18 protein-coding genes and 4 pseudogenes are annotated in these 18,448 nt (G+C 42.3%); 3 read left to right on the forward strand and 19 right to left on the reverse strand.

From position 1 onward, the window contains the following. Positions 1–94 precede the first annotated feature (94 nt). Together ACFORF_RS04620 and ACFORF_RS04625 are read right to left on the reverse strand one after the other, a co-directional pair. Positions 95–361: pseudogene (locus ACFORF_RS04620) on the reverse strand (translation factor (SUA5)); the annotation flags it as partial. Beyond that, positions 360–626: pseudogene (locus ACFORF_RS04625) on the reverse strand (3-isopropylmalate dehydratase small subunit); the annotation flags it as partial. The pseudogenes ACFORF_RS04625 and ACFORF_RS04620, both read right to left, overlap by 2 nt. 4 nt (positions 627–630) lie before the next feature. Between ACFORF_RS04625 and ACFORF_RS04630 the strand changes: the two are divergent. After that, positions 631–1,002 (forward strand): transposase, encoded by a 372-nt coding sequence (locus ACFORF_RS04630; protein WP_380426062.1) that lies wholly within the window; start codon positions 631–633, stop codon positions 1,000–1,002. Positions 1,003–1,009: 7 nt separating this feature from the next. After that, positions 1,010–1,435 (forward strand): annotated as a pseudogene (locus ACFORF_RS04635) (transposase); the annotation flags it as partial. An 84-nt stretch (positions 1,436–1,519) separates the two neighbouring features. Here ACFORF_RS04635 and ACFORF_RS04640 read toward each other — a convergent pair. The 17 genes and pseudogenes from ACFORF_RS04640 to udk all read right to left on the reverse strand — a co-directional run. After that, positions 1,520–1,630: pseudogene (locus ACFORF_RS04640) on the reverse strand (helix-turn-helix domain-containing protein); the annotation flags it as partial. Positions 1,631–1,806: 176 nt separating this feature from the next. Then, a complete protein-coding gene (locus ACFORF_RS04645) occupies positions 1,807–2,691 on the reverse strand; it encodes an aldose 1-epimerase family protein (RefSeq protein WP_380425941.1) in 885 nt (294 codons plus the stop codon). A 63-nt stretch (positions 2,692–2,754) separates the two neighbouring features. Continuing rightward, positions 2,755–4,161, reverse strand: a complete 1,407-nt coding sequence (lacG, locus tag ACFORF_RS04650) for a 6-phospho-beta-galactosidase (RefSeq protein WP_380425943.1) — start codon at positions 4,159–4,161, stop codon at positions 2,755–2,757. Positions 4,162–4,236: 75 nt separating this feature from the next. Then, the gene (locus ACFORF_RS04655) at positions 4,237–5,937 is read right to left on the reverse strand and encodes a lactose-specific PTS transporter subunit EIIC (protein ID WP_380425945.1); all 1,701 of its coding nucleotides are present in this window, start codon (positions 5,935–5,937) and stop codon (positions 4,237–4,239) included. Further along, on the reverse strand, positions 5,937–6,254 hold the full coding sequence (locus ACFORF_RS04660; protein ID WP_168549464.1) for a PTS lactose/cellobiose transporter subunit IIA: 318 nt from the start codon (positions 6,252–6,254) through the stop codon (positions 5,937–5,939). The genes ACFORF_RS04655 and ACFORF_RS04660 overlap by 1 nt, the downstream gene beginning before the upstream one ends. Positions 6,255–6,281: 27 nt before the next feature. Further along, the gene (lacD, locus tag ACFORF_RS04665) at positions 6,282–7,259 is read right to left on the reverse strand and encodes a tagatose-bisphosphate aldolase (RefSeq protein WP_380425947.1); all 978 of its coding nucleotides are present in this window, start codon (positions 7,257–7,259) and stop codon (positions 6,282–6,284) included. 2 nt (positions 7,260–7,261) lie between these two features. Then, complete coding sequence (lacC, locus tag ACFORF_RS04670) at positions 7,262–8,194, reverse strand: tagatose-6-phosphate kinase (protein ID WP_380425949.1); 933 nt, start codon at positions 8,192–8,194, stop codon at positions 7,262–7,264. A gap of 13 nt (positions 8,195–8,207) precedes the next feature. After that, positions 8,208–8,723 carry a galactose-6-phosphate isomerase subunit LacB gene (lacB, locus tag ACFORF_RS04675; protein ID WP_380425951.1) on the reverse strand — a complete coding sequence of 172 codons (516 nt, stop codon included), beginning with the start codon at positions 8,721–8,723 and terminating at the stop codon, positions 8,208–8,210. Between the two features lie 25 nt (positions 8,724–8,748). Then, positions 8,749–9,177, reverse strand: coding sequence for a galactose-6-phosphate isomerase subunit LacA (lacA, locus tag ACFORF_RS04680; protein WP_168549468.1), 429 nt, complete (start codon positions 9,175–9,177; stop codon positions 8,749–8,751). A gap of 193 nt (positions 9,178–9,370) precedes the next feature. After that, positions 9,371–10,126, reverse strand: a complete 756-nt coding sequence (locus ACFORF_RS04685) for a DeoR/GlpR family DNA-binding transcription regulator (protein WP_380426064.1) — start codon at positions 10,124–10,126, stop codon at positions 9,371–9,373. 366 nt (positions 10,127–10,492) lie between these two features. Then, complete coding sequence (locus tag ACFORF_RS04690; RefSeq protein WP_380425953.1) at positions 10,493–11,278, reverse strand: L-threonylcarbamoyladenylate synthase; 786 nt, start codon at positions 11,276–11,278, stop codon at positions 10,493–10,495. Positions 11,279–11,364: 86 nt separating this feature from the next. Then, positions 11,365–11,967, reverse strand: a complete 603-nt coding sequence (gene leuD, locus ACFORF_RS04695; protein ID WP_380425955.1) for a 3-isopropylmalate dehydratase small subunit — start codon at positions 11,965–11,967, stop codon at positions 11,365–11,367. A 9-nt stretch (positions 11,968–11,976) separates the two neighbouring features. Then, on the reverse strand, positions 11,977–13,359 hold the full coding sequence (gene leuC / locus ACFORF_RS04700) for a 3-isopropylmalate dehydratase large subunit (protein ID WP_380425957.1): 1,383 nt from the start codon (positions 13,357–13,359) through the stop codon (positions 11,977–11,979). A 25-nt stretch (positions 13,360–13,384) separates the two neighbouring features. After that, positions 13,385–13,654: a DUF1294 domain-containing protein gene (locus ACFORF_RS04705; protein WP_380425959.1), complete on the reverse strand. Its 270-nt coding sequence runs from the start codon at positions 13,652–13,654 to the stop codon at positions 13,385–13,387. Then, on the reverse strand, positions 13,651–14,691 hold the full coding sequence (gene leuB, locus ACFORF_RS04710; protein WP_380425961.1) for a 3-isopropylmalate dehydrogenase: 1,041 nt from the start codon (positions 14,689–14,691) through the stop codon (positions 13,651–13,653). Before leuB ends, ACFORF_RS04705 begins: the two co-directional genes overlap by 4 nt. A 35-nt stretch (positions 14,692–14,726) precedes the next feature. Further along, positions 14,727–16,289 carry a 2-isopropylmalate synthase gene (locus ACFORF_RS04715; protein WP_380425963.1) on the reverse strand — a complete coding sequence of 521 codons (1,563 nt, stop codon included), beginning with the start codon at positions 16,287–16,289 and terminating at the stop codon, positions 14,727–14,729. A gap of 298 nt (positions 16,290–16,587) precedes the next feature. Continuing rightward, complete coding sequence (udk, locus tag ACFORF_RS04720) at positions 16,588–17,211, reverse strand: uridine kinase (protein WP_380425965.1); 624 nt, start codon at positions 17,209–17,211, stop codon at positions 16,588–16,590. Between the two features lie 134 nt (positions 17,212–17,345). On the opposite strand from udk, the gene ACFORF_RS04725 reads away from it, so the two are divergent. Continuing rightward, positions 17,346–18,428: a DEAD/DEAH box helicase gene (locus tag ACFORF_RS04725; RefSeq protein WP_380425967.1), complete on the forward strand. Its 1,083-nt coding sequence runs from the start codon at positions 17,346–17,348 to the stop codon at positions 18,426–18,428. The last annotated feature ends 20 nt before the right edge of the window (positions 18,429–18,448 follow it).

Below are 18,448 nucleotides of genomic sequence, written 5' to 3' on the forward strand. Positions count from 1 at the left end.
AGAAAAATTAAAAGGTATGACCCCTATGGAATTCAGGGAGTCATACCTTACTAACTAATATTCTTTTTTACACTGTCTATTTTAGACGGGGCTTGACAATGCGGCCTTCTTTTTCCCACATTTCTTTGGCAATTTGCTCACCAGCAACACCAAACTTGATAACGAAACATGACGTTCCACGCACATCGGTCATCAGTTCTTCACGGCCGTCACCGTAGGCTTGAAGTTTAGCGTAGGCTTCTGGTTTCCATGGTAAAATACAACCGAGGAGAATGTCTTCATCCCAATGTTTTTGATAGAAGGCATCAATTTCTGGTGTCAACTGAGCCAATTCGCGGAGCTCTTCCATGCTACCACATCGGAGACAGTTTAGATAATTTTTCGCGGACCTCACGGGGCTGCACGATAGACAAGACACCATTGTTAAGGTCGTTGTTGTAGTGGATGTCCCCGAAAGAGCCTGCGATAATGACCTTAAAGCCATAATCTGCCAGGGCCCAGGCGGCATGTTCACGAGAGGAGCCTGCACCGAAGTTATCCCCCGTCACCAGAATGGTCGCCTTACGGTACTCTGGTCGATTGAAGACAAAGTCTGGGTCTTCATTGTAGTTGTCGTTCAGATAGCGCTACATCGTTGTTGATACAATGGGAAATCTTCTTGATGTGGTGGTTCATGCAGCTAATTTACACGACACAAAATCAGGCAATTTAGTGGCTCGTAAAGTGATGGTACAATGTCCGACGATCAAGGCTTTTTCAGCTGATGCTGGTTATCGGAAAAGTTTTGAAGAGATGATGATTGAGGAGTTTGGTTGCCCGGTAGATATTTCTGAAAAAATCAAGGGTAGCTGGCAAATCATCCCTAAGCGTTGGGGTGTTGAGCGAACTTTTGCTTGGTTGAACCACTCTCGAAGATTAGCTAAGGATGTTGAAAAATCCGTATCGTCAGAGGTGGCTTTTATCAAGCTATCTCACATTAGTCGTCTTTTAAGGTCTCTATAATTTTGTGAATACAGGTTCTTATGTTTGCTTGATGATTGACCTCTTTAATCGTGAAATTATTGGTTTATCAGTCGGTTGGCAGAAGAGCGCAGAACTTGTCAAACAAGCCATTCAAAGCATTCCTTATGCTTTAACCAAGGTCAATCTTTTTCATTCTGACCGTGGTAAGGAGTTTGACAATCAGCTAATTGATGAGGTCTTAGAAGCTTTTGGGATTACCCGTTCGTTAAGTCAGGCTGGCTGTCCTTATGACAATGCGGTAGCTGAGAGCACCTACCGTTTCTTCAAACTGGAGTTTATTCATCAAGAAACCTTTCATTCACTTGAAGAACTAACCCTTAAAACCAAGAACTATGTCCACTGGTGGAATCATCATCGCATACACGGTAGTCTCAATTACCAAACACCTATGGCTAAGCGAGTGATCGCTTAACGAAAAAACACTTTATAAAAATTGTACAGAAAAGCGTTGCCTTTTCACCTGAACTTTTTACATATTCTAGTCGAGGAAATGACCCTCTCCTCTTTCGATTTTTGAATATACTGAATGAGTAAAAGAAAGATAATTAGCAATTTCTTTTTGAGTAAGATCGTTATCTTCTCTCAAATCTCTTATACGCCGATACATCTAGCTTTCTCCTAAATCCAGTATAAAAGGTTTTTAGAAGATTCTTTTTGAATTGTCCTAATTGGACAATTAAAGTTATTACATGACTTTCAGAGTGCTCCTGGCTATGCTTAATAATAAAAACCTCCACGAACAACATGGAGGCTCGCCAATAAAAATTAAAACGATTCTTACCTTTATAAGATAGTGATATCAAACTCTTTACGACTCGTTTGACCTGGTTCAACTATTTCTACTTGGCACTTTTGGTGGAAGTTATCAGTTTCCTCAAGAGATGTCGATAGACCACTCCAGGGTTCAAGGGCAATAAATGGACCTTTATTGATTGTTGACCAAATGATAAGATTTGAAAAATCCGCAAAATCCACTCTCAGACCCTTATGACTTTTTCTAGATTTGAGGCTGACACTACGAGAAATCAGTTGGTCTAGCGTAACAGCATCGTGACTAAATAAGTCATAGTTCAAATCCAAAATCCTTTGCCCATCTAAAAATGGTGTGCGATCGTTTACATCCAACAAACCAGTTTCTGGGAAGCTCCGTGGAACGGTACAGGTTTCATCAGTCTCGAACTCCAGATAATAATCTTCGTAAGCTTCACCATCAAGTAGAGGACAATTGAAACCAGGATGACCACCGATAAAATAAGGCAATTCCTTCTCTGTTTCATGGTTGATTACCTGATAAGTTGTTCTAATGGTCTTGCCAAACAACGTGTAAGTAATCCTCAATTCAAACCGATAAGGGTATTGTGCCAACATCTCATCCGTTGCTTGAATGGCAAATGTTACCTGATTCTCCTTTTCTTCTACCAATTCAAAGTCACACTTACGAACGAGACCATGACGTGGCATAAAACCAACTTCATTTTCGCTGTAGATGGCTCTGTCATTTCGTAAACTACCACAAATCGGGAACAGCACAGGTGCCTGTCCACTCCAATAAGTGGCATCTCCCTGCCAAAGGTATTCGATACCGTCTCTATCTTTGATTGACGAAAGAGCTCCGCCCAAAGTTGAAAACTCAACCGTTAGCTCATCATTTTTTAATTGAATAACCATCATCTATCCTCCACGCAGAAGAGGGAGAGGCGTTAAGTGCGACCCTCCCATCAAAAATATCTCTTATAAAATTGTTAATGTCTCAGCTACTTCTTTGTACCAATAAGCCGATTTCTTAGGGTATCTTTCTTGTGTTTCAAAATCAACATAGAACAAGCCATACCGTTTTTCATAGCCGTTTGACCATGAAAAAACATCCATCAGAGACCAGATAAAGTATCCTTTAACATTAGCACCATCTGCAATCGCATCAGAAATCACTTCTAGGTGTTTTTTCACATAGTCAATCCGACCATCATCATAAACGGTGCCATCAACAAATTCATCTTTATATCCCAGACCATTTTCAGTGATGTAGATTTTTTTATAGTTTGGATAATCTGCTTTGACACGCATGATTTGATCATACAACCCTTGTGGGTAAATAATCCAATCCCAATCTGTTTTTGGAATATTGATAGGCGCCTCACGACGTCCCACTCCCTTAATCTGGTATTTAGAACTGCCTTTTTCTCCCTTGCCATTATGAATGATTTCCGTCTCGCCATCGAAAGCCCGCATCCAATCACTCATGTAATAGTTAATTCCCAAGAAATCATTAAGATCCTTGGCTGCTTCTAAGGCTACAAAATCATCCTCACGGAGATCTAATTCACCGCCATTTGCTGCTAAAATATGACGAACACCAGCCATGGTTGCTTCAGAATAATGACCCAAATAGGTGGCATCAAGGATAAATTTATTATGAATAATATCCTCTAATTCAGCTGCACGAACATCTTCTGGATTCTCTGGATCATAGGGGTATTTAGTCGGCAGGGCATGAACCACGCCAATTTCACCAGTATAACCCTTATCTTTATAGAGTTTGACGGCACGCGCATGAGAAACCATCATGTTATGGTGAGATTGGAAGACCTTTGCTAAATCGTACTGGATTCCAGGAGGGAATTTTCCAACCAGGTATTGCCCATCACCAATTGGACCAATTTCATTGAAGGTTGTCCAATAATTAACCTCTGGAAACTCTTCAAAGCAAAAGGCTGCGTAATTCACAAAGTGGTCAATATTGTCACGGTTCAAGAAGTCACCATTTGAATGTAGTGCTTCTGGGGTATCAAAATGGTGCAGTGTGACAAATGGCTCCACCCCACGTTTATGGCATTCCTCAAAAAGATTGTGATAGTATGCAACACCTTTGGGATTGACCTCGCCAAATCCAGTTGGAAAAATGCGTGACCAAGCAATTGAAATCCGAATGCCATTAACACCAAATTCCTCTGCTAACTTCAAATCAACTGGATAACGGTTATAAAAATCACTAGCTGGCTCTGCAGTATACCAATAATTTTCTTCAAGATATTTATCCCAAGCAACTGATCCCTTACCGTCTGTTTTTGTTGCCCCTTCTGCTTGGTAAGCAGCTGTTGCGCCACCGAAAATAAAGTCTTTTGGCAATGTTTTTGTCATCATATTCCTCTTCTAAAACTAGTTCTTCTAAGCAAATAGAAGGCTGAGTTCCCCCAACCTTCCATGTTTTCTTATTTAATTTTCAAATTGTTGCTTAACAAATTCAAGTGAACCTTGACCATCACGAGTTAAACCAATGTATTGAGCACCTTCAGTCTTAGCCAATTTAATGCCAAGTTTATCTGTTTCCGCTTTCATATCTTCATAATTAGAAGCGACTTGAGGCGCTAGAATAACCAATTGGTACTGTGGTAAAATTTCACGGTGAGCACCGTAGCTTCCAGCAGCTGCAGTTACTGGAGCTCCATACTCTTTCGCAGCCTTATTCAAAGCATTAGCAAGAAGACCGCTTGTACCCCCACCCGCACAAAGGACGAGAACATTAGTCTGCTCAGTGATTGCTGTTTCTGATGATTTTTCTGTTACACCAGCTTTTTCAAGAATGGCATCCGCTTTAGCCGTATTAAAGTTCGCTGCAACTTTTTCTTTCAAGCTATCATTGCTGGTACCAGCCGCTTCCTCTGCTAAAATTTGGTCATCATACACTTTCAAGAATGGGTAATAGATAGCAACGTCAACAACAATGAGCAGAGCTGCCAGAACAAACGACAGAGCTGCAAATTGCGTTCCCATGATAATGCCCAGCGGTCCTGGAGTTGTCCAAGGAAGGTTCACAGAGAAACTGTTCATGCCTAAGGTATCAACGAAAAATTTGAAAATCCAAACGTTAACAATTGGGGTCAAGATAAACGGTACAAAGAAAATCGGGTTAAGAACAAGCGGGGCACCAAACAAAATGGGTTCGTTAACACCGAAGAAAGTCGGAACAACTGAGGCGCGTCCAATGGCCTGATTGCGTTTTGATTTTGTCAACCACATGAACATGAACGGGACTACCAAGGTAGCTCCAGTACCACCCATAGTAACGATAAACATTTGTGTCCCGGATGTCAACACTTTGTCGGCATGTTGACCCGCTTGAAGTAATTGCAAGTTCGTTTCAATATTTGCATAGGTAATGGCTGCGATAGCTGGCTCAACAATTGATGGACCATGAATACCAACGAACCAGAAGAGGGCATAGGCACCAAAGATAATGGTAATGCCAAGGTAACCATCTGCAGCAGTAAAGAGCGGGGCAAGAAGCGCACCAATAGCTTCAGCAACGCTTGTTCCAATCGTGTTGCGGGCAAGCAAATCTAAACCATAGAGAGCAAAGATTGAAAAAGAGAATGGGAACAAGTCTTTAAAGACCTGTGAAATATTTGGTGGAACTTCAGCAGGCATGCGGATGGTAACATTGTTTTTAACACAGACCTTATAGATGTTAACGGTTATAAAAGCCGCCAAGAAAGCTGAAAGCAAACCTTTTGTACCCAAGAAGCCATTTGCAAAACCACCCTCGATAGAATCAGAAGCTAGCAACAAAAATCCTGTGATCGATGCCAACATGGTAGACATGTAGTTGATCTGATTGGTGCTTTCCAAATCACGGTTAACCGAGTCTGTCAATGATTTCGCTGTCGTACCAGCAACCAACAGAGCCACAACCCCCATCGTATAGCCATAAGGTTTCATCAGCATGCTGACAACATCATCGCTCCAAGTAAAACCAAAAATATTTGGAACAAAAGCGATCAACAGGAAAATACTAGAGAAAAGAATAACTGGCATGCTGGCGATAAAGCCATCACGAATAGCACGGAGATAAATGTTCCGTGAAATTTTCTCAAATAACGGTTTTTGTTTTTCTAACGCGTTAATCAAAGCATTCATTAGCGATTACTCCTTCTGTAAAGTTCAATCATATGTTTCATCATATCCTTCAACAACAGCGTCGTCATCAAATGGTCTTGACCATGCATCAAGGTCACACTAAATGCCAAATCTTCCCCAAGTGCCTCTTTTTGAAGCAAGCTTGTTTGAGCCTTGTGTGCATTTGTGATGCATTCACCAGCTGCTTCAACAAGTGACTCAGCTTTGTCATAATCACCCGCTTGTGCAGCTGACAAGGCTTCCAGGAGACGTGAGCGGGCATCGCCTGCATAAGCAACGATTTCAAACCCTAACAGGGTAATTTCTTCTCTATTCATCAGAGAATTCCTCCTAAATAATTTCTCTTATTTTTGTTTCCATGAAGTAGCTGAGGTTTCCAAAACTCTATTTAAGGATTCAATATTTTCAGAACCAACTGTTCTTAACCATTGACGTGCAGCCTCTTCACCTTCTTCAATGAAAATCTTGACTGAACCTGCCCATGTGGCTCGACCACACAAGACACCATTAAATTTTGCTCCTGATTCACTGGCAAAAACAAGTGTATCTTGGAATAATTGTGCTGAAACACCTGCACTAAGGTAAATATATGGTAAGTGTGTTGAAGCTTCTTGGTCTCGGAAATATTGAGCTGCTTCCTCTTTAGTATAAGCGACTTCACCATTTCCAAAACATTCTACAAAGTTCATATTGACAGGAACCTCTACTTTGAGAACATCAATGCCAAATCTTTCATCAGAGAAGACCCGCATGGCTTCATTTACCTTACGTGGTTTAACACGAGCAAACTCTATACTTGAGTTATCCTCAATTTTTTCATCATATGATAGAATTTCCAAAAAGAATGGGATGTCCTCAGCCTTACATTCAGAACCAATTCTCTCAATATATGCCTGCTTCTGCAAATTTACATATGGATCTCCATCGACATCATAATAGAGTAAGAATTTTACTGCATCTGCCCCCTCTTTCTTAAGGCGTTTTGCAGACCATTCTACAAGGCAATCAGGTAAACGGCTTGTTGTGCTTGCATCATACCCTGTTTTTTCATATGCCAATAATAAGCCTGATTCTGCATGTCTTGATTTGGCTGCGGGCAAACCATATTCTGGGTCTAAAAGAATGGATGACGCAAACTGAGTTAACTCCTCAGAAACGATGACTTTCAAACGTTCGATCTGTTCAACAGATGGTTCCTCTGTTTGATACTGACGCATCATTTTTTTCAATGCTCCACGCTGGTCAAAAGCTAAGGCAGAGATAATTCCTCTCTTATCACTAACCTTTTCCATAAATAAACGTTTATTTTCTGTTAATACCATAATTACACCTCTTCTACCTGAATTTCATCAGCTAATTTCTGATAATTGGCTAAATTGACATAGCCAGTCAATTTTTCTTGTGCATTTAACATTCCTAAAACATTAGCTTTTTTAAGAAGTTCTACATCATCCAAATTCCCAACAATTGCGGAGGCAATGCCAGCAACAGTAGAATCACCTGAGCCAACTGGATTTTTAACTTCAATTTTTGGAATACTGACCTTATAATAGTTATTCCAATGTTTAGCAAAAGCACCTTTTGATCCCAGAGATACAATCACCCACTCAATACCTTCGAAAAGTTCGTTTTGTAAACTAAATTTCAATTGATAGATATCATCTGTAATTTCTGAACCAAGTAGTTGGGATAGCTCCTCTGTATTTGGTTTAATTGCTTTTGGTTTTCTATTCGATTTTAGGACTTGTTTCAGAGAATCACCCGAACAATCAAGCACAACAGGAATATTCTTTTCTTCACAAATTGATAACATCTGAACATAGTAATTTGACGGTAATCCTGAAGGAAGACTTCCTGAAATAGTAACTAGAGTAAAATCAGATATGATATTTCTAAAGTATTCTAAAAATCCATTGGATTCCTTCTCGCTAATTTCAGGTCCTTGCTCTAGAATTTCAGTCTGATTTCCATCATGTAATATAGCAATACAGTTTCTTGTCTCTCCCTTGATATGATAAAAAGAGTGTTTAATAGAGAAATTGTCTAGTTCACTTTCAATAAATTCTCCTAGTTTTCCTCCAAGCAGCCCGCTTGCTACTACTTTATCATCCAACTGATGGAGAACTCTCGTGACATTTAAGCCTTTACCACCTGCTGTCTTAATAGGGTTTGCAATACGATTAACGGTGTCAACTTCAAACTTTTCCAATGGATAGGAAATATCAATCGATGGATTCAGTGTTATTGTCAAAATCATAATACCTACCTACTTAGTCGTGATATTCTCCACGATCCCATTTTTCCAAAAATTCATCAAAGAACTCTGGTTTAGCCTGTTCAGCATTTTGCGTTTCAATTTGGCTAATTTTGTCAATCAACTTTTTATTTTCAGGTGTTTCTTTATACTCAGCAGCAATGAAAGCATCAATGATATCACACATCAAAAGCTCTCCAGTAACTTTTCCACCAAAACCAATGACATTGGCATTCAGCTCTTCCTTGGCATATACAGCAGAAGACATGTCTCGAACAAGAGCCGAGCGAACACCTGGAACCTTATTGACGGCATTGTTGATACCGACACCAGTTCCACAGATACACACTCCCAAATCTGCTTGTCCACTCACAACGGCTTCACCAACTTTTTTCCCATAAATCGGATAATGAGTTCTGACATGGTCATAAGTTCCGCAGTCAATGACTTCATGTCCTTGATTTTTTAGATAGTCAACAACAGCCATTTTCTCATCGGTAACGATATGGTCACAACCAACAGCAATTTTCATAAATGTTTATTTCCCTTCTTCTATTTTAACCCATTTTATTGAGCATATCGACACGAATTTGGTGTCTACCGCCATCATATGAACCAAAGACAAACCCTTTTACGATATTTTTAGCTAACGTTGTACCAACAATTTCTGATCCAATAGTAATCATGCGAGAATTATTGTGCCCTCTCGTCATGTAGGCGGAACGTTCATCCGATACCTCTGCGGCTACCATACCTTTTACCTTCGTAGCAACCATAAAGCTACCTGCTCCATAAGCATCAATAGCAATACCCAAATTCTCGTCGTTTTTTTGAACCTCTTTTGCAACAGCAAGAGTCGTATCTACAAAATCTCTTACCTCTCCTTGACTAACATCAATAACCTCTAATTGATTTTCCTTAAGATAATCAACGATAATATCTTTTAATTTTAGTCCAGCTTGATCTGCACCAATGACAATTGCCATAATGTACTCCTTATAGTTAATATATAGAAAAAGCGTTTACAACCTTTTTACAACTATGATTATATACCCAAAGAAACATTTTGTCAACACTTTTTGTTCAAAAAATGTCTAGAAAATGTTATTTTCTTATTTTCTTATATGTAAAAACAAAAAAACCAACATCTTCAAGGATTTTTGTTGGTTTTTTGTTATATCAAGAAATGACTTCTGTGAAATCTCTAATTTTTTGTAGTTGTTCTGGTCTAAAACTATCTGTAATTACTGCAGTCAATTCTCCTAATTGACAAAATGTTGTAAAATCTTCTTTTCCTATTTTAGTTGTATCAATTAGTAAATATTTTTCCAAAGAATTTCTTAAAGCCATTTGTTGTGTAAAAGCTTCTGCAAAGGAAGAAGTCATGACCTCTCCTTCTTTAACACCATTTCCACTAAAAAACATTTTGCTGAATTTCATCTTCTCTAATATAGTGTTCGTAATTTCACCAACAAATGATTCAGTTACTTGCCTCATCTCCCCACCTAAAAGATACACCTTAAAGGTTTCGGTCTTTTTTTCATATAAATGCTTGAAAACGGGATAACAATTTGTCACAACTGATAATACAGTATTCTGGATTTCCGTTGCTAAAAGTTCTACAGTTGTACCCGGCCCCAGAAATATGGTATCACCATCCTCAATCAAAGCCGCTGCTTTCTTTGCTATTTCAGATTTCTCTGCAATATTTTTATCGTGTTTTTCCTGATGAGAACTCTCTTTCACTGCAAAGGCATTATTACTACGAGCACCACCGTGTATTTTGGTGAGTAAGCCTCTCTCCTCTAACTCAGATAAATCACGTCGAGCTGTCATATCTGTAATGTTAAATATTTCAACAAGTTCAGATATTCTGACAGTTCCTTTTTCTTGTACAAGTCGTGTTATTTCTTCATGTCTTCTATATTTTTTCATTTTCAACTTCCTCAAATTTGTTACTTTCATTATATCACTTTTCCAACATTATTTGTTTGTTTTATTGTCAAAAAACATTAAATCCATCATTTTTTTGTTGATTTGGAAATAAATTCTCTTTCCCAGCAATTTGACTGACAAACCTCTCCAAACGTCTAACTTCATGTTCATAATCATCTATCGTTTTGCTAAGCTCCTCCTGAGATTGTCTCACCTCTTGCTCCACTTGTTCAAGTGTAATGGCTACGGTAAGATTTATCTACACCCGTGATGTACTTAATTTCAAAAAACTATAAAAGCCCCTAGAAAATCAATCCTAGAGACTTTGTTTTCAGTCTGAAACCAGCAGATGCTGGCTCAAACATCTTAATAATATTCCCCTTGGCGATAGTTCCAAGAGTTGAAGTGATCAGAGAGATGCATCATGATTTTATCGATATCAAGCCCTTTACGGATAACCACTGGACAGTTGTTGATTGAACGGCTACCTTCGCCTTGTTCTGGGATGAGTTTGCCGTCTGCGTCCACCATAGAGACCATGACACCTTGCTCATAACGCGTTTCGATGGTCTTGTCGGGTTGGATAGAAGCCACATAATCATCAGCTTCGATGACCAAGTCAACCATAGACTCGATACGCTCACCGATACCTTCAACCTTACCACGGTTTCCTTTACCAGATGGGTTAGCAGATGAAGCATAGACCATGCGGCCTTCTTTTTCCCACATTTCTTTGGCAATTTGCTCACCAGCAACACCAAACTTGATAACGAAACATGAGGTACCGCGCACATCGGTCATCAGTTCTTCACGGCCGTCACCGTAGGCTTGAAGTTTAGCGTAGGCTTCTGGTTTCCATGGCAAGATACAGCCAAGGAGAATGTCTTCATCCCAATGTTTTTGGTAGAAGGCGTCAATTTCTGGTGTCAACTGAGCCAATTCGCGGAGCTCTTCCATGCTACCACAGAGGACAACACCTGGCTTGTTGCGGTTACGTTCCTTGGCTTCAAACTTACGCTCTAAGCCTTTTTTATCAGCAGTCATAATGATGTAACCAACCTTAGTCGGTGTTACAATCACTCCACCTTCGCCACGAATAATGTCAAAACCTTCTTGGCAAAGATTGCCGTCCCAATGAATATGTTTGGTCATAAAAATTAGTCTTCCATTTCTATTGTTAATACTTTATTAGTCTATCATATTTTTTCTGAAAATTCAAGCTATTTCAAAAATATGACTTATTGGTTATCCTTCTGCCAGTAAGCAGGTCTCTTCGCCTCATATTGCGAAATAAGATCTTCATACTGGAGGGTAATGCCGATGTCGTCCAAGCCCTTGAGGAGCTTGTTTTTCCAGTCCTTTTCAATCTCAAAGGTAAACTCACCAACTGGGGAAATAATCCGTTGCTCATAAAGGTCAACTGTTACCTCGTCTGTCGGAGATAGTTTGGAAAGTTTTTCGCGGACCTCACGGGGCTGCACGATAGGCAAGACACCGTTGTTAAGGTCGTTGTTGTAGTGGATGTCCCCGAAAGAGCCTGCGATGATGACCTTAAAGCCATAATCTGCCAGGGCCCAGGCGGCGTGTTCCCGAGAGGAACCTGCACCGAAGTTATCCCCCGTCACCAGAATGGTCGCCTTGCGGTACTCTGGTCGATTGAAGACAAAGTCTGGGTCTTCATTGTAGTTGTCGTCCAGATAGCGCCACTCGTACATGAGGTACTTACCAAAGCCCTTCTTATCAATCAGCTTGAGAAACTGCTTGGGCAAAATCTGGTCGGTATCGATATTGTCATTCATCAGGGGAACAGTCGTCCCCGTGTAGATGGTAAATTTTTCCATGCTTTCTCCTTATTGGGCTTCAGGCAACTCGCGCACGTCCACAAAGCGACCAGCAATGGCTGCAGCTGCGGCCATTGCTGGGCTACAGAGGTGGGTCCGTGAGCCGACACCCTGGCGGTCTTCAAAGTTTCGGTTGCTGGTCGAAGCACAATGGACACCAGTTGGCACCTTGTCCGCATTCATTCCCAGACACATGGAGCATCCTGGATCCCGCCATTCAAAGCCAGCTTCAAGGAAAATCTTATCGAGCCCCAAAGCTTCTGCCGCTGTCTTAACCGGACGCGATCCTGGTACGACGATAGCTGTCACATGGGGAGCAACCTTTTTGCCCTCCACAAACTTGGCAGCAACCTGGAGGTCACTGAGGCGGGCATTGGTACAAGAGCCTAAGAAAATGTAGCCGATTTCGATGTCAGCTGGGCTTTGGCCTGGCTCCATGTCCATGTAGGCATAGGCCCGCTCGTCATTGAGGTCACGGATTTCTGGGAAGGTTTCGTCAAAAGAAACCGCCATGGCTGGGTTGGTCCCCCAGGTGACCATTGGTGCCAAGTCTGATACATCCATCTCGATAATCTTGTCGTAGTGGGCATCTGGGTCTGATACCAAGGTTTTCCAGTCTGCCACCGCTGCCTCAAAATCGGTTGGTGCAAACTCCTTATCTCTCAAATAATCAAAGGTTGTCTGATCAGGATTCATAATCCCCATCTTAGAGCCAAACTCGATGGACATGTTGCAAATGGTCATGCGTTCTTCCATGGTCAGGACATCAACTGCCTCGCCGACGTACTCCACCACGTGGCCGACACCTGCTGCCACACCGTGCTTGGCGATCAGAGCCATCACATAATCCTTGGAATAAACGCCCTTTTGCGGTTTGCCTGTGAAGCGCACCAGGAGTTTTTTAGGTTTAACTTGCCAGAGGGTCTGGGTGGCAAAGACATGCTCGACCTCGGTCGTTCCAATCCCAAAAGCAATGGCACCAAAGGCGCCGTGGGTCGCCGTGTGGCTATCCCCACAGACGATGAACTTCCCTGGCTGGGTCCGTCCTGTCTCAGGGCCAACCATGTGGACGATTCCCTGATTGGCTGAGCCGTGCGGAGCATGGGGCACATCAAATTCCTTGACATTGCGGGCCAGGGCATCCATCTGAGCCTTGGAAATCACGTCGCGAATGTCATAAATGTTGACCGTCGGTACATTGTGGTCAAAGGTCCCGAAGGTCTGGTTGGGACGACGAAGTCTGCGTCCAGCCTCTCGAAGACCATCGAAAGCTTGGGGGCTCGTTACTTCATGGATGTAGTGTTGATCCACGTACATGAGCTGGGGCTCGCCTTCTTCCCCCATAATCAGGTGGCGTTCCCATAATTTATCAAAAATTGATTGTCCGCTCATTTTATTCTCCAATTTATTTCTTTGTTTAATGGCTGAGCTTCCAGATAAGATAGGCAAAGGCTAAGGTAATGCCGATACCAAGATACCAGCTGAGGACAAAATACCACTTTCTGGTCTTGTGATGAAAGACATAGCCACCCATCAGGGCACCGAAGCCACCGCAAGCCAAGGCCATCAGTAGCAAGGTCTTTTCTGAAATTCGCCATTGGTCTTGAATAGCCCGCCTCTTGTCCACACCATAGGTGACAAAAACGATGGCATTCCAAACCAAACTGTAAATCACATAATCTCTCATGCGAGATTTGCAATAATCGCTGTTGTCATCTCGGCAGTCGTCGCAGTTCCACCCAGATCTTTGGTCAAAACTCCCTGAGACAAGGTCTGATCAACAGCAGACTCAATCATCTCCGCTCCGCTATTTTCCCCAAAAGACTCTCGTAGCATCATGGCTACAGACAAAATCATGGAAATCGGGTTAGCAATGCCTTGGCCTGCAATATCCGGAGCCGATCCATGAATTGGCTCGTAGAGGCTCGGTCCGCTCGCTGCATGAGAAGCCGACGGCATGACTCCAAGCGTACCTGGTAAGACAGAAGACTCGTCAGAAAGAATGTCTCCAAAGAGATTCTCTGTCACCACCACATCAAAGCGGGCAGGATTGGTAATCATGAGCATGGCTGCGCTGTCGACCAGCTGGTGCTCCAAGGTCACATCCGGATAATCTGCAGCAACACGGTCTGCCACCTGACGCCAGAGTTTTGAGGTTGCCAAAACGTTCTGCTTGTCGATGCTGGTTACCAGCTTATTCCGGCCTTGAGCCAGTTCAAAAGCCTTACGGATGATGCGATCTATTTCCTCAGCTGTGTAGTCGTTGACATCACGGGCCTTGGTCTCCTCAAGGGTATGTTCCCCAAAGTAAATCCCACCAGTCAGCTCACGCACCATGACAAAGTCCACACCCTCAATCCGTTCTGGCTTAAGGGGTGACAAGTGCTTGAGGGCATCAAAAATCTTAACCGGACGGATATTGGCAAAGAGTCCCAATTCCTTGCGCAAGGCAAGCAGGCCTTGTTCTGGACGAACGGCTGCCGTATCATATTGAGGGCTTCCAATGGCCGCTAGCAAAATTGCATCAGCAGATTTGGTCGCAGCTAAGGTTTCCTCAGGCAGGGGATGACCAGCGGCATCAATCCCAGCCCCACCAAATGGCTGAGCAGTTAATTCGTAAGAGAAGTTAATTTTTTCAGCAACTGCAGCCAAAACGTCTAGGCCTGCAGCCATGATTTCTGGGCCGATACCATCACCAGCCAGGGTTACAATCTTATATGTCATGAATTGTTGAAGGGGATAGACCCCAATCCTTTCTGTTAGGCCTTAGGTGTTTCCTTTTCAGAGAGACGGTAGTTTGCGACACCATCATTTTCCTTTTGGACCATGGTGTTGGCATTGATATAGGCAATGGCTGCCGCTTTAAGCACGTCAAAGTCAATACCTGTCGCATTAAAAATAGTATCTGTATCGACATTCTCAACCGTTACATTAACAGCTGCTTGGGCATCAATACCATCCGTCACTGCATCCATATTAAAGGTGTCCAGGCGAACTGTCTGGTTGAAGAATTTATCAATAGCATTGTAAATGGCTTCAACAGAACCTTGGCCATTGGCAATCAAATCAACTTCTTCACCATCACGATTTTCCATAGTAACTGTAGCCGTGATCGTTTCATCAGGGTTCGAGTTGAGTTTGAGATCCTTGAAGTGGAAGCCTTCAACGTTCTCAACCGCAGTACCTGCAACAAGGGCCTGAATATCAGCATCTGTGATCTCGTGTTTCTTGTCAGCCAAGGCCTTGAATTTAGCAAAGAGAGCATTGATTTCTGACTCTTCAAAATCAAGTTCCAATTCACACAGTTTTTCTACAAAGGCGTGACGACCAGAAAGTTTTCCAAGAGGAAGAGAATTCGACTTGACACCGACCAATTCTGGTGTAATGATTTCGTAGGTCAATGGATTCTTCAGGACGCCATCCTGATGAATGCCTGACTCGTGTGAGAAGGCATTGCCACCAACGACTGCCTTATTGCGAGGAATGGCAAGGCCAGAGAAACGAGAGACCATCTCAGATGTGTTAATGGTTTCCTTAAGATTGATTGGACTCTCTACCTGATAGTAGTCTTCACGAATATTGAGAGCAACTGCCACTTCTTCAAGGGCAGCATTCCCAGCCCGCTCCCCGATACCGTTAATAGTCCCTTCAACACGGCCTGCACCGTTTTTCACTGCGGAAAGGGTATTGGCAACTGCCATACCTAGGTCATTATGACAGTGTGGACTAAAGCGAACTTCGTGGTTAGCCTTAACATTTTCAATCAGGTATTTAAAGATATTTCCGTATTCTTCTGGTGTCGTAAAACCGACAGTATCTGGGATGTTGATGTAGCTAGCACCAGCATCCACAGCAGTCTGTACAACTTGCAGAAGGAAATCCAACTCAGTTCGTGTTGCATCTTCTGGTGAAAATTCAACAACCTCAAACTTGCTGCGGGCATAGCTGACATGCTCTGTAATAGCTTCAAGGATTTCTTCCTTGGTTTTATTGAGTTTAAATTCCCGGTGAATGGGACTAGAAGCGATAAAAACATGGATTTGTGGATACTTGGCATCCTTAAGCGCTTCATAGCAGGCATCGATATCTGATTTAACCGAACGGGCCAAACCAGTCACTGCAGTCTTGGTCATGGTTGTCGCAATTTGTTTAACCGCTTCAAAAGAATCTGGACTGGCTGCTGGGAAACCTGCCTCTATTGCCGAAATTCCCCACTTCTCCAACTGTTTAGCAATAGCAACTTTTTCTTTGATTGAAAAATTTACCCCTGGTGTCTGCTCTCCATCACGGAGAGTGGTGTCTAAAAATTCAACTGTACGCATATCAATCACCTTTCGATTGTTAAAATAAAAGACATCTCAAGTTTTACCAAATGAGATGTCTTATCATTCCCATTTGGTAAGCCAAATAGGACTAATGCTCGCAAACACTAGTCCGTTCGTCGCAACAACAAGGCAAATCTTGATGTAAGCATTGGCTTTTTCTCCTTTGAAATCTTATGATATTTATTCTATTAAAATTATCTGACCTTGTCAAGGCTTTTGTCTAAATTATCAAACAATTCACTCAATTACAAATTTTAAAATACAAAAAAACTGAACCCTAGGGTCCAGCTCTTTTCTAGTCAGCCAAGATACTAGCAATCTTGGTGTTAATTAAGTCAATGGCAACGACATTGCTCACCCCTTCTGGAATAACAATATCCGCATAACGCTTGGTCGGCTCGATGAATTGGTGGTACATGGGCTTAACAACCGTTGTGTATTGTTCAATGATGCTATCCAAACTACGGCCACGCTCTTCCATATCACGTTTGATACGACGAATAATACGGATATCATCATCGGTATCGACAAAGAGTTTGATATCCATCAAGTCGCGAAGACGCTTGTCTTCAAGAACCAAAATTCCCTCGACAATAAAAACATCTTGGGGCTCTTGACGGTAAGATTTTGCGCTCCTCGTATGGGCCGTATAGTCATAAACAGGGATATCAACAGGTCGACCCGCAATCAACTCATTCATGTGTTCAATCATCAAGTCGGTATCAAAAGCCAGTGGGTGGTCATAGTTGGTCCGTACCCGCTCTTCAAAACTCAAATGGCTCTGGTCACGATAATATGAATCATGCTCAATCATGGCAATCTTGGCATCGGGGAAATTGGCTAAAATAGCCTTAGACACACTGGTCTTCCCTCCACCAGAACCACCTGTTACACCGATAATAATAGGTTTGTTACGCATCTCAACCTCTACCTCTCAAATCTTTCCTATCTATAATACCATAAATCATGGTATAATCAAAAGAGTAATTATCCCAATCTTATTCCTTTCTGCTGATTCATAGCAGAGCCATAAAAGACATGAACGAGGACCCTATGACCATTGAATTTCCACAAGTCTGGCAAGAAAAACTTGACCTGCTAAATTTTGCCCAGCTGACCCCAGTTCAAGAAGCAATCTTTGCCCCAATTACAGAAGGACAAAACTTGCTGGCTGTCAGTCCAACAGGAACCGGCAAGACCCTGGCCTATCTTTTTCCAACTCTACTTAAACTTAAGCCAAAAAAGAGCCAGCAGTTGCTCATTCTAGCGCCAAACTCAGAACTGGCGGGACAAATTTTCGAAGTGACCAAGGACTGGGCTGAGCCATTAGGGTTAACTGCTCAGCTATTTCTCTCAGGCAGCAGCCAGAAACGCCAAATCGAACGCCTCAAAAAAGGGCCTGAAATCCTTATCGGCACCGCTGGTCGCATCTTTGAACTCATCAAACTCAAGAAAATCAAGATGATGAATGTAGACACCATTGTCCTTGATGAATTTGACGAGCTACTCAGCGACTCGCAATTTCACTTTGTCGATAAGCTTTGTCACTACGTGCCCAAGACCCACCAGATGGTTTACATCTCCGCCACTCAAAAGGTCAATCCTGACACCCTAGTTGAAGGGACGATGACCATTGACCTTTCTGATCAAAAACTGGACACCATTACCCATGCCTACATCCAAGTCGACAAGCGTAATCGTTTGGACTTACTCCGTAAATTTGCCAACATTCCAGAGCAACGGGCTCTTGTTTTCTTCAACAGCCTATCAGACTTAGGAGCGACTGAGGAACGCCTCCAATTTTTAGGAACAAACGCTGTTTCTCTGGCTAGCGATGTTAACGTAAAGTTCCGTAAGGTTATCCTTGAAAAATTCAAGAACCACGATATTTCGCTTCTATTGGGAACTGACTTAGTAGCTCGAGGGATTGATATTGACAGCCTTGAGACAGTTATCAACTTTGAAGTCCCCCGAGATCGAGAAGCTTATACTCATAGAGCTGGACGGACTGGACGCATGGGCAAACAAGGCTTGGTAATCACTCTCGTTTCTCATCCAGAAGACCTGAAAAAACTGAAAAAATTTGCTCAGGTAACCGAACTCGTCCTCAAAAACCAAGAACTGTTTCAAAAATAACAGAAGAACTCTTTCACGAA

Origin of the sequence: Streptococcus caprae (genome assembly GCF_042649745.1) — a bacterium.
GTDB classification, from domain to species: Bacteria; Bacillota; Bacilli; order Lactobacillales; family Streptococcaceae; genus Streptococcus; species Streptococcus caprae.